The 11,970-nt window shown below is 61.2% G+C and carries 12 protein-coding genes and 1 tRNA gene; 11 read left to right on the top strand and 2 right to left on the bottom strand.

Annotation, left to right across the window (positions count from 1 at the left end; all coding sequences use genetic code 11):
- Positions 1–63: 63 nt before the first annotated feature.
- Positions 64–140: transfer RNA gene (locus tag VJV58_RS20480), tRNA-Arg, on the top strand.
- Positions 141–282: 142 nt separating this feature from the next.
- Here VJV58_RS20480 and VJV58_RS20475 read toward each other — a convergent pair.
- The gene (locus VJV58_RS20475) at positions 283–783 is read right to left on the bottom strand and encodes a DUF2867 domain-containing protein (RefSeq protein WP_324139190.1); all 501 of its coding nucleotides are present in this window, start codon (positions 781–783) and stop codon (positions 283–285) included.
- A gap of 275 nt (positions 784–1,058) precedes the next feature.
- Here VJV58_RS20475 and VJV58_RS20470 point away from each other — a divergent pair, with 275 nt between their 5' ends.
- The 9 genes from VJV58_RS20470 to VJV58_RS20430 all read left to right on the top strand — a co-directional run bounded on the left by VJV58_RS20470 (position 1,059) and on the right by VJV58_RS20430 (position 11,055).
- Positions 1,059–1,994 (top strand): crotonase/enoyl-CoA hydratase family protein, encoded by a 936-nt coding sequence (locus VJV58_RS20470; protein ID WP_324139189.1) that lies wholly within the window; start codon positions 1,059–1,061, stop codon positions 1,992–1,994.
- Between the two features lie 38 nt (positions 1,995–2,032).
- On the top strand, positions 2,033–2,554 hold the full coding sequence (locus VJV58_RS20465) for a hypothetical protein (protein WP_324139188.1): 522 nt from the start codon (positions 2,033–2,035) through the stop codon (positions 2,552–2,554).
- Positions 2,538–2,738, top strand: a complete 201-nt coding sequence (locus VJV58_RS20460) for a hypothetical protein (protein ID WP_324139187.1) — start codon at positions 2,538–2,540, stop codon at positions 2,736–2,738. Before VJV58_RS20465 ends, VJV58_RS20460 begins: the two co-directional genes overlap by 17 nt.
- Before the next feature lie 49 nt (positions 2,739–2,787).
- Positions 2,788–4,293, top strand: a complete 1,506-nt coding sequence (locus VJV58_RS20455; protein WP_324139186.1) for a DUF1800 domain-containing protein — start codon at positions 2,788–2,790, stop codon at positions 4,291–4,293.
- A gap of 2 nt (positions 4,294–4,295) precedes the next feature.
- The gene (locus VJV58_RS20450; RefSeq protein WP_324139185.1) at positions 4,296–5,504 is read left to right on the top strand and encodes a DUF1501 domain-containing protein; all 1,209 of its coding nucleotides are present in this window, start codon (positions 4,296–4,298) and stop codon (positions 5,502–5,504) included.
- Between the two features lie 305 nt (positions 5,505–5,809).
- A complete protein-coding gene (locus tag VJV58_RS20445) occupies positions 5,810–6,784 on the top strand; it encodes an aliphatic sulfonate ABC transporter substrate-binding protein (RefSeq protein WP_324139184.1) in 975 nt (324 codons plus the stop codon).
- A 4-nt stretch (positions 6,785–6,788) separates the two neighbouring features.
- Positions 6,789–8,909 (top strand): methyl-accepting chemotaxis protein, encoded by a 2,121-nt coding sequence (locus VJV58_RS20440; RefSeq protein ID WP_324139183.1) that lies wholly within the window; start codon positions 6,789–6,791, stop codon positions 8,907–8,909.
- A 306-nt stretch (positions 8,910–9,215) separates the two neighbouring features.
- Positions 9,216–10,496, top strand: a complete 1,281-nt coding sequence (soxC, locus tag VJV58_RS20435; protein ID WP_324139191.1) for a sulfite dehydrogenase — start codon at positions 9,216–9,218, stop codon at positions 10,494–10,496.
- On the top strand, positions 10,483–11,055 hold the full coding sequence (locus VJV58_RS20430; protein ID WP_324139182.1) for a cytochrome c: 573 nt from the start codon (positions 10,483–10,485) through the stop codon (positions 11,053–11,055). Before soxC ends, VJV58_RS20430 begins: the two co-directional genes overlap by 14 nt.
- A 227-nt stretch (positions 11,056–11,282) precedes the next feature.
- Here VJV58_RS20430 and VJV58_RS20425 read toward each other — a convergent pair whose 3' ends face one another.
- Positions 11,283–11,699 carry a DUF1236 domain-containing protein gene (locus VJV58_RS20425; protein ID WP_324139181.1) on the bottom strand — a complete coding sequence of 139 codons (417 nt, stop codon included), beginning with the start codon at positions 11,697–11,699 and terminating at the stop codon, positions 11,283–11,285.
- A gap of 91 nt (positions 11,700–11,790) precedes the next feature.
- Between VJV58_RS20425 and VJV58_RS20420 the strand changes: the two genes are divergently transcribed.
- Positions 11,791–11,970: hypothetical protein (locus VJV58_RS20420; RefSeq protein ID WP_324139180.1), on the top strand; the 180-nt coding region annotated here is incomplete at its 3' end.

Raw genomic sequence — 11,970 nt, 5'->3', positions numbered from 1 at the left:
AAATGATTTCCGAATGCATGCGGCATCGGCGGCCCTTGGGTCCCGAAAGGCTTTGCGAAAAACGCGCCCGTAGCTCAGCTGGATAGAGCACCAGACTACGAATCTGGGGGTCAGGAGTTCGAATCTCTTCGGGCGCGCCAGTTCGATACCTAACTCTGCACGGGCTGGTCTAGGCGTTGGTTCGGGCACATTTCGCTGTCCCCGCTCAATGCCGCTTCGCCTCATCAAGCGCGATAATAGGATGGAAGCCGCACCAATCCTCCGTATCCCCGTCGACTCGATCTAGCTCCTTGCCGCGTGTTCCAAACTCGCCCGCGCGATCAGGCGGTGGAACGGCGCGATCACCGCGAGGTACGTCCGCCCGAGCCGGTTATGGCAATGCACCACCGTCACCACCACGAGCTCACGGGCGCCCGCCGCGCCGGTGCGCAGCAGGATCGCGACTCGGAAGTCGAGATGCCGGTCGTCCTCGCCCACCACCAACTCTCCCACACTCTTCGACAGCAGCGGAAAGAAGCCGATCACCGGCCCCCGCGCCGCCGCGGCAGCACCGATCGCGCGAGACGATTTGACGCCGACCGTCGCCATGATCGCATCGCGCACCCGCGTCAGCGCGCGAATCCACCACGCCTGCCGCTCGAACCCAGCGCGCGCCAGCACTTCGAGATCGTCGTTCGCCCCCACCGGCAACTGAATCGCGTACGCATCCAGCAGGTCCGCGCCCACATAAAGCGGCGCCAGGACGCTGTCGTACGGCACGGGTACCGCATGGGCTTTGATCATACCGCCAGTCTTGCCTGAAGTGCCTTCAGCCACAAGGATGAAGGCAAACAAGCTGCCCGGTCGAGATCGTGATCATCACTGAAAGGGGCGCGGCCATGGCAAAGCCTCCATGCCGTCGAGCGTCCTGTCTGATTGTGAACTGCCACTTCATAGCTCATCGACTTTATAGCGAATAGTCGCTCAGCCGAAGTGCCGCTATGTGAGTTGGGCAATTTCGAAAAAAAAGCTCGGCGTTGGAGCCGCGCCAAAACTGAAAATCGTCGGAGGGACCTGCAATGACGAACGTTCGGGAACGCACACGTGACCGCAATCACCTCCATCGCCGAGCGGTTTTGGCGGCCGGCGCAGGGGCCCTGGCGCTAGCTGCCAGCCGCACGAGCTTCGCCCAGAACCAGTCGCCGGACGCGTCCGTTCCGATGGGCCGACCAGCGATTCCTAACAACGTTAAAGTAGACCGGCTGGACGGCTCGATTCTGCTGATCGGGATTCGGCAGGAGTCAGATCGTGTCGAGCTTTCAAGCGTTATCGGCCTGGGCCGCTTGTTGTATTTGCTCGACCACGATGAAAGCTTGCGTGTCGGAGTCCTCTATTCCCAAGGACCTGACTTTGTGGGAGGCATCCTCGATGCTGCAAGCTGGGCACCGGTCCTGCGTACCGGTCGCTTCCCGGAAACTCCCGAGTTCATCAACCCAGTCGGCACAGTGCCGCCGCATCGACAGAAACCGCTAGTTGTCGCAGTTCAGGGCAAGTGCCAGGGCGCAGGCCATGAGCTTTTTCTCGCTGCTGACGTACGAGTTGCCGCGAGCGATACTGTATTCGCCCAGGGAGAAGTGACCCGAGGTCATTTCCCGGCTGGCGGTGCGACGATCGCGTTCGTTCGCGAGGCAGGCTGGGGTAATGCGATGCGATACATGTTGACCGGTGATGAATGGGGTGCCGATGAGGCCTATCGACTTGGTCTTGTTCAATACGTGACCCCGCCCGGACAGCAGCTGGATCGCGCGATCGAGGTCGCGCGCAAGATTGCCGTCGCAGCCCCCCTCGGCATTCGAGCGACACTCGACTCGGCGCGTCGTGCGCTCAACGAAGGACAAGAAGCTGCCTTCGCAGCGCTGCTGCCCGAACTTGCCCGACTTGCGCAGAGCGACGATCACCAAGAGTATTTCCGCGCCCTCGAGCAAAGGCGCGCTCCCGCCTTTCGTGGCCGCTGACGCTCTTAAACCGCGCGTCAACACCAGATGAGGCCATCATGTCCCCGGAAACGATTTTCCGAATTCATCTCCTACTAGGCTACGTCGCCTGGCTGCTGTTGTTCGGTGCATACATTTGGCCGAGACTCAGGGCGATGGACAGCATCGACGCTCATCGCGCCATCGCTACGCTGCACAGCTTTCGCTTCTTCGGTCTGGTCTTCATCCTACCGGGCGTCGTCGGCAATCTGCCGGCGGGGTTTGCGACGTTCGCGGCCTACGGCGACTTCGCCACCGGACTGCTGGCCATGCTGGCGCTTTTGATGGCTCGACAACGTTTCACCTTTTGGCTGTTCGTCGTCGCCTTTAATGTCGTCGGTACTCTCGACATTGTCGTGGACTACTACCGAGCCATCCAACTCGGCCTTGCAGCCTTGGCTGGAGAGTTGGGGTCCACCTACGCCATCCCCATCCTCTACGTGCCTATACTGATGATCACGCACTTCGCGGCCTTCTATCTCCTGCTGCGCGCTCAGCCCAAACCGGACCGGCGCTTCGCTGACAATGCCATCACACCTTGACACCGAGCGCTCACCGAAGGTGGACCGCATCGATAATCGCGTTAACATCAAATCAGGCGTGGTCGCTCAACGTATCCGCTGGCGTAGCGCGCGAGCGCCGCCGGCGTTCCAGCTAGGGCGTTGGGCGATCGACGAGATCAATTTGGCGTTCTTCACCTCCGGTTCATCCGCAATGACGTTATAGTGGTCGACGGTAAACCTGAATAGTTTCCGCCAACAACCACGACACTTCGATGGCACGCGATTCGCAAGCCGCCCTCGTGGCACTTCATCGCTTCGGACTTGGGGCGCGCGGCGGAGCGGCCGACGATTTCGTCGATGCGGCCTCCGATCCGCACGGGTTCGTCAAAGCCGAGCTGAATCGGCCGAGCGGTGCGCGGCTCGAATTGCCGGGCCTGTCATCGACACCTGCACTGGCCGAGACGGCGTTCGCCTATCAACGCGAGGTCAAGCAGGCGCGCGAGGGCGAGGCGAAATCGCGAAGACAGTCTCCGGCCGACCTGGCCCCGGAGATGTCCGCAAACGGATCGGGGGGCGCAGGGTCAGCGAGTGCTAGCGATGCCAATGCAATGGCCCCGAACGAAGCCATGCAAACCAAGCCTGAGAGGCAGCCCGAGCAACCGCTGAACATCATCCAGAAAACGTACCGCGCCGAAGCGCTGGCACGGCTGCAGCGCGCGATGGTTGCCGAAAGCGGATTTCTGGAGCGGCTGGTAGCGTTCTGGTCCAATCACTTTTGCATCTCTGCCAACAAAGGTGCGCTGGCGCGGATCTGGGCCGGCGCCTTCGAACGCGAGGCGATCCGTCCGCACGTGCTCGGACGGTTTGGCGATATGCTCCAGGCGGTCGAGCAGCATCCGGCGATGCTTTTCTTTCTCGATAATCAGCAATCGATAGGTCCTGACTCTCGCGCCGGCCGAAAGCGGAAGCGCGGTCTGAACGAAAATCTCGCACGCGAAATCATGGAGCTGCATACGCTCGGCGTCGACAGCGGCTATAGCCAGGCGGACGTGACCTCGCTCGCGCGGATCATCACGGGCTGGACCTTTGCCGGCCGGCAGGGACAACTCGGCGTCCCCGGCACCTTCGTGTTCAACCCCAATGCGCACGAGCCAGGAGCCCAACAGCTGCTTGGAAAAACTTACGACGACAGGGGCCGTGCGCAAGGCGAGGCGGCGCTGGCGGATATCGCCCGTCACCCCTCGACCGCAAAGTTCATCGCAACCAAGTTCGTGCGCCATTTTGTGGCTGACGATCCTCCGCCCATCCTTGTCGCGAAGCTGCAGGATGTCTTTCGCAGGACTGATGGCGACTTAAAAGCGTTGACGATCACACTTGTCGATTCCGATGAGGCTTGGCGGACGCCTCTGAACAAGCTTCGCAGCCCGTATGAATTCCTGGTCGCGACAGGGCGGTTGTTGGCGCAAGTGCCCGACGATCCAGGGCGCTACCTCGCCGGCCTGAACGCGTTAGGTCAGCCGCTGTGGTCACCGGCCGGGCCAAACGGATTTGCTGATACCAACGCGGCCTGGGCCGCGCCGGAGGGAATGAAGCTTCGGCTGGACATCTCGGCACAAATAGCATCGCGTCTGCCTCCAAATATCGATCCGCGCGATCTCATGGAAGTCGCGCTTGCGGACGCAGTTTCGTCAGAAACGCGCCAAACGATTGAACATGCGGAATCGCGGCAGCAGGCCATGGCATTGTTGCTGATGTCACCGGAATTCCAGAGGAGGTGACCATGGAATGGGAAACCCTAACCTCGCGGCGTGCGCTGCTGCTCGGCGGGGCATCGTTCGCTGCCTGGGCCTATTTGCCGAGATTCGCAGGTGCCGCCGATGGCCGCGATCCGAGGCTGGTTGTCGTGATTTTGCGCGGCGCGTTGGATGGACTGGCCACCGTCGCCCCGATCGGCGATCCCGATTATGCGGGCCTCCATGGCTCTATCGCCTTGACGACGGACGGGGCGCACCCGGCAACCATGCTGGATTCTTTTTTCGCGCTCCACCCGGCGATGCCTGTGTTCGCGCGCATGTACAAAGAGAAACACGCTGCTGTCGTTCATGCGGTTGCGACCTCCTATCGGGATCGCTCGCATTTTGATGGGCAGGACGTGCTTGAAAGTGGATTTCCCGGTCCAGGGCGGGTGCAATCGGGCTGGCTCAACCGCGCACTAGAGGCTCTTCCCCCCGGCCAGCGAGTGACGAACGCCCTTGCCGTCGGTCCGACCGCGCCTTTGGTGCTGCGCGGCGCCGCACCGACGGTCGGCTGGGCGCCGGTCGCGCTGCCGCAAGCGGGAGACGATACCGCAATGCGTGTCCTCTCACTTTATAATCACCGCGATCCGAAGCTGGCATCCGCGTTATCGCAAGGCCTTGAGCTCGATAAGGCCGCGCGAATCGAGGACATGAAGCCGCAACCGCGGGGCAATGGTCCCAGCGCAATGCGGCTCGTCGCACGAGGCGCAGCCAAACTAATGGCAGCCGACACTGGCCCGCGCATCGCCGCGCTTGCCTTTGACGGTTGGGATACTCATGCCAATGAGGGCGGCCCGATCGGCCGGTCGGCACAGTTGCTTTCAGGGCTTGATAGCGCGTTGGCCGAGTTCGAGAGCGGACTGGCGGATCGCTGGCGTGACACCGTGATTCTGGTTGCAACCGAGTTCGGCCGCACGGCGCGCATTAACGGCACCGACGGCACCGATCACGGCACCGGCACGGTGGCTTTGCTCGCAGGCGGCGCAGTGAATGGCGGGCGAATTATTTCCGACTGGCCAGGGCTGAAGCTTGGCAATCTCTACGAAGGTCGTGACCTTGCACCAACAACCGATTTACGCGCGATCATCAAAGGCGTGCTGCGCGATCATCTCGGCATCAGCGAACCCGTGCTGGCTCAAACCGTGTTTCCCGAAAGCGCAAAGCTGAAGCCGATGAGCGGATTGGTAGCCTGAGCTTTCGAACTCGGCGGTGCCGCGTGCAGCGGGCGGCGAGCGTCATCATTTCATCCGGCGTGGGCAATCAGTATTCCGCGCGGAATTTCCGTAACCAAATCTTAAATCGACTTCGCCTAATAATCAGGTCCGCGATACAACCATAAGGCGTATCAACGAAGAAAATCCCGCTCTGCGCCCTTGTCGTGTTCTGCGACCAACTCTCCAAAACCGTCGGTAAGCATGCGCCGCAACTCGCTGTCGCATCTGAAATCGCTTGATTGACGGCTGCTCGAAAAACGCCCCTCAACAGGAAGGCAAAAAGCATGTCCATCACCAAGCGCTCGTTTCTCGCCGGAGCGACCACGCTCACGGCCTTCGCGGTTATGACAGGCAAACTCGGCGCAGAGCCGGTCAAAACCATCCGGATGGACTTTGCGACCTATAATCCGGTCAGTCTGATCCTCAAAAATAACGCTTTCCTGGAGAAGGAACTGACCGGCGACGGCATCAGCGTCGAATGGCTTCCAAGCGCAGGCAGCAATGTCGCCCTCGATCTATTGAAGAACGATAAAGCGGATTTCGGATCGACCGCGGGTGCTGCGGCTCTCATCGGGCGCGCCAATGGCAATCCGCTCAAGTCGATCTACGTGTTCTCGCGCCCGGAATGGACCGCGCTGGTTGTCGGCGCGGCGTCGCCGCTGAGGAGCCTTGCTGAGCTCAAGGGCAAAAAGGTCGCCGCCACCCCTGGCACGGATCCGCATATCTTCTGCCTGCGCGCGCTGGAAAGCGTCGGCTTGACCGACAAGGACATCGTGCTGAAGCCCATGCCGCACGCGGACGGTCGAGCCGCTCTGGAAAAAGGCGAAGTTGACGCCTGGGCAGGCCTTGATCCGATCATGGCGCAGAGCGAACTGGTAGCGAAATCCCGATTGCTGTTCCGCGATCCGGTGCTCAACACCTACGGAATCCTCAACGTCCGCGAAGCCTTTGCGGCAGCCCAACCCGAATTGGTCAAGCGCGTGCTGAAGCTCTACGATCGGGCCAGGCTATATGCGAACGAGCACCCGGATGAGCTGCGGGCGGCGCTAGTCGCGGCCGCAAAAATCGACGATGCCGTTGCGGCGCGACAGTTGGAACGAACCGACCTGCGAAACTCGACGATCGGCACCGCGCAACAGCGCACAATCACGGCGGCCGGTCAGGTGCTCAAGAAGAGCGGGATCATTCCCGAAGCCGTCAATATCGATAAAGTGGTTGCGGGTATGATCGATAACTCCTTCGCACCTGCCAAGGCCTAAGTCCATGAAAGCCAAGTTCGGTGTTCGAGAACGGCTTTGCGCCGCGTTCGCGACCATAGGCATGCTCCCTATCGTCTCGGCGGGCGTGGCCTGGATCGCATTCGACCAGATGGATGGGGCGATCAATGATATCGCTCGCGCCAAGCTGCCTCAGATCGAGGGCTCCTTATCGCTTGCCAGGCGTGTCGACCGCCTGGTGAGCTACGGCTATCAGCTGTTAGACTCGCCATCTGACGCCGAGCGAAGGACCCGGGCCTCTGCGGTTGCCGAATCGCTGTCCAGTGCAACCGCCGAATTGCAGGGGTTGCGTGTCGGCACGCTGGACACACAAGCGGCCTCCGCGATCGAAGCCCGGCTGGCTGATCTCAACAACGCTCTCATCCGGGCCGATACCGTGGTAGGCCAGTCGCTGGCGGCGAGATCCAGGCTGGCCGAGTTGCCGAAAAAGGCTGCGGAGCTCAATACCAAGCTGACCGGCGCCTTGCGCCCCCTCGTCATCGAGCGCGGCAACAGAACTGTCGGATTGATTGGCGAGATGGCATCGCCTTCGGCGACCTCAGAGGCTCGCGCGCAGGCAGCCGCCTCGATGAAGGCACTGGGATTTATTTCGGTCGCGCTGTCCAATATCGGTCAGTCGAGCGCCCGTCTTCAGACCGCGTTCGTGCAAACCACCGTGGCGCCGGACGATGCGGCCCTCCAACCCATCCAGCAGACGATCGCGCGCGAGATCGACGCCATGGCGATTGCGCTCGACGATCTGGATCCCGAAAGCCGCGGTGTATTGGAACCGTTTGTCGAAACGTTTGACAAATTGGCCAAGCAGGATTGGACTGGGCTTCGACGAACCGACTTGGCCGCCGATGCAGCGCGAGTCTCGGTCATTGAGGAGAGCCGAGCGGCCTCGGCAGGCTTGAACGACGCGGTCGCCGCGAACGTGAAGGTCGCCAAGGCGCAGGTTGCTCAGGCCTCGACGTCCGCAAGTGAGACTATCGTCCACAGTCGTCATCTTCTGCAAGGCACGGCGCTGGCGGCGTTGCTGCTCGCCGGTCTGATCGGCTGGTTGTATGTCGAGCGGAATATCGGACGGCGGCTGGTTGCACTTGAACGCAGCATGCGGCGAATTGCGGACGGCGATCTCGAAACCGTCGGGCCGCCATCGAGCTCGGACGAAATCGGACGCATGGCCAATGCCCTCGAAACCTTCCGTGCCAACGGGCTGGAGATGCAATCACTGCAACAGGAACGACAGACCTCGGAGCAGCGAGCGGCCGCAGTTCGCAAGGCGGACATGCAAAAACTCGCCGACGAATTCGAAGGCGCGGTCGGCAAGATCATTCAGACCGTCTCCTCGGCGGCATCTGAACTGGAGGCTTCGGCGAATACGCTGACATCGACAGCCGACCGAACCGAAACACTCTCGAATGTCGTCGCCTCAGCATCGGAAGAAGCCTCGAGCAACGTACAGTCCGTCGCGTCGGCAACTGAACAGATGGCTTCGTCGGTCAACGAAATCAGCCGCCAGGTGCAGGAATCTGCCCGTATCGCCAACGAGGCGGTGGCGCAGGCACAGAAGACGAACGATCACGTCGGCGAATTGTCGAAGGCGGCGGCCCGGATTGGGGACGTTGTCGAACTGATCAACACCATCGCGGGCCAGACCAACCTGCTGGCCCTCAATGCCACGATTGAGGCGGCGCGCGCGGGCGAGGCCGGCCGCGGCTTTGCCGTGGTGGCTTCCGAGGTGAAAGCACTGGCCGAGCAGACCGCAAAGGCGACCGGCGAGATCAGCCAGCAGATCAACGGCATCCAGAGCGCGACCGACGAATCGGTCGTCTCGATCAAGGAGATCGGTATCACCATCGGACGGATGTCGGAGATTTCATCCTCGATCGCATCCGCGATCGAGGAGCAGGGGGCGGCGACCCAGGAAATCTCTCGCAACGTGCAGCGGGCGGCGGAGGGCACCACGCAGGTGGCCTCTAACATCTTCGATGTGCAGCGTGGCTCCAGCGAGACCGGATCGGCCTCAAGCCAGGTGCTGTCTTCGGCACAGTCGCTTTCCACCGAAAGCAACCGGTTGAAGTTCGAAGTGCAGAACTTCCTTGCGACTGTACGCGCCGCCTGACAAGAATGATGGCAACCGGCATCTACCGACGTCGCATTCGGATCGTGCGCGGGATGTTTCCGACATCATTCCGCAGCCGGAGCACGTTTCGTCCTGATACGCGTTCCGCACGTGAGCGCAGTCGTGAGATCATTCAATTCTGAGGGGGAGCGAACAGTGCGGCAGCAACATCCGGCGATCTACGACGAAAAAGCCCAGCATTTTGTCAGCGAGATGGTTTTGGCCGAAGCGCGATACATCGCGCAGCGCAAGGCTCAAGACAAAGAAGCCAAAGCGCAAGACCAGGCCTGCGAATGCAAAGAGGGCATGTTTCCTCAGGCCGGCGTGACAGATCGACGCAAATTCCTGTTCGCCGCGGCGTCGGTTGCCGGCGTAGCGGGCTCATCCGCTCGCGCCCAGGCAGCCGAGCAAAAGGCGTCGGCGGGTGCATTTCATTTCGACGTGCCGGCCGATCCGACCAAGGAGCAAGGTCGCGCCGTTGCCGCTGACGGCGGCTATGGTTCGCGGTCGCAATTCGAGGCCGAGCTGCGGTGGCGCTTTCCGACCGCCAACGATCTTACGTCCTGGAGTATGACGCCGCTCGATAAGATGCTCGGCAACCTCACGCCATCAGGTCTGCACTTCGAGCGGCATCACGGCGGCATCCCGACGATCGATCCCGCCAGGCACAGTCTGATCGTTCACGGAATGGTCGACACGCCAAAGAAATTCTCGATCAACGAGCTCAAGCGTTTTCCATCCGTCACCCGCAGGCATTTCATCGAATGCTCCGGCAATGGATTGACCGAGTGGAACAAGCCAACGTTGAAAACGGTGCAGGGCACGCATGGCCTGCTCAGCACATCGGAATGGACAGGCGTGCAATTCGCCACTCTTGCGCGCGAGCTCGGCTTGAAGGAGGGCTCGGCCTGGGTGCTGGCGGAGGGTGCCGATGCCGCAGTGATGACGCGCAGTATACCGATGGAAAAGATGCTCAAGGATGCGCTGATCGCCTATGGTCAAAACGGCGAGGCGCTGCGACCCGAACAGGGTTATCCACTACGGCTGCTGCTACCCGGATATGAGGGCAACACGCAGATCAAATGGTTGCGGCGTCTCGAGATCAGCGACAAGCCGTTCATGACGCGCGAGGAGACCTCGAAATACACCGACCTTCTTGCCGACGGCAAAGCCCGTCAGTTCAGCCTGGAGATGGATGCCAAGTCCGTCATCACCTTCCCATCCGGCGACATGAAGCTGCCGGGTTCGGGCTTTTATAACATTCAGGGATTTGCATGGACCGGACGCGGCAGGGTGCAGTCGGTCGACGTGTCCGTCGATGGCGGCGCGAGCTGGTATCCCGCGCAACTCGGCTCGTCGCCCGAGCCGATCTGCACCGTGCGGTTTTCTTTCCCCTGGGTCTGGGACGGCAAGCCGGCAGTGCTGCAAAGCCGCTGCACCGATGAAACCGGATATGTGCAGCCGACGCTGAAGCAACTGATCGCCATTCGCGGATCCAATGGTCCATTCGGATCGATCTATCACCTCAACGCCATTCAAAGCTGGGCAGTTAACGAGACCGGGGATGTCGCCAATGTTCATGCGTAACAACCTGTTGAAGTCTACCCTCGTTCTTGTTTCGGCTCTGATGTCGTCAGCCGCCTTTGCTCAGGGTGCGCCTGCGCATTTCGGCTTCGGCACCGCCGTGACGCCGCAGGATCTGGCCGGGTATTTTTCGATCCCGCCGGATGGACGCGGATTGCCGGCGGGCAGCGGCAACGCCACGGCCGGTGCGAAGATTTTCGCCGAAAATTGCGCTGCCTGTCATGGCGACAAGCTGCAGGGCAATCCCGAACGGGGAATCGGCGGCGATCGGCTGGTGGGTGGTCGCGACACGCTGGCGACCAAGACGCCGATCAAGACCGTGGAAAGCTACTGGCCTTATGCGACGACATTGTTCGATTATGTGAAGCGCGCCATGCCGTTCAACGCGCCGGGATCGCTGAGGGATGACGAGGTCTATGCGGTCGTCTCCTATATCTTGTCGGAGGCCAAGATCATCAAGCCGACCGAGGTCATGGATGCGAAGACCCTGCCGAAGGTGCTGATGCCCAATCGCGACGGCTTCATTCCGGACGCTCGCCCAGAGCTTTCGCTTTACCGGTGACCTCGTCGCGCGATGCGGACGTAACGGCTTGGATTGATGCCCGTCCGCGACGGCGCGACAGCATTGCATACAAACCGCAGGCGCCGCGCATACTCGCATGAAAAACAGGCACTACTGTAGGGCGGCATCGTGGCCCGTCACCGCGCCCGCGCCAGCAGCCATAGGAAAAGCCGCTCATCGCGAGCGGCTTTTCAAAATACTTGAGCCGAGCAGTCGATGAGGGCCGATCAATCGACGACTTCGACGATCCGGTGGGTGCGCGGGTCGACCAGTACCGGCCGATCGTTCACGACCGTGTAGCGATAATCCCGAACGTGATATTCCGCCGGCACTTCATAGTAAGTGACGCCCGCCTCCGGAAGCACGGCGCCCACCCTCACATCGCCTTGATAGCGATAGGAAGGAAGGTGCTCTTCGACGACATACCGGCGGAAGCGAGGACGCTCGTCCACGCCGAGAATGCTCGAGACGCCGCCGACAACGCCTCCGATCGTGCCGCCAATGATCGCCCCAACCGGGCCGGCAGCGCGCTCGCCTTCTCGCGCACCGCGTTCGACACCACCGGGCACACCCTGAGCCGATGCGGAAAGGGGGATCGCAATGGCCGCGGACAGAACTGCCGCGCCAACAATTTTCCCGAACATCTTGAACCTCCTGCTTGAGCACGCAAGTGAATACAAGTGCGCCGTGTCAATTTTGGTTCCTTCACGTCGCATTCGATGCGAGATACGCGCAATGAAAAAGCCGAGCAAAACCGCGGCTGAACTTGAGGCCGCGATCAGGATAGAAATGGAGGACATTTGCGACAATCCGACCGACATCATGATTTCGGTTCAGCCCGAAGGTGACAGTTGGACCGCAAAGATCGTGCAGGAAGGATCGGAAGATGATTCCGAGCGCCGTCAAATGATCGAG

Source organism: Bradyrhizobium sp. (assembly GCF_035273305.1).
Lineage (GTDB): Bacteria > Pseudomonadota > Alphaproteobacteria > Rhizobiales > Xanthobacteraceae > Bradyrhizobium.
This window is presented reverse-complemented; position numbering and strand designations above follow the sequence as displayed.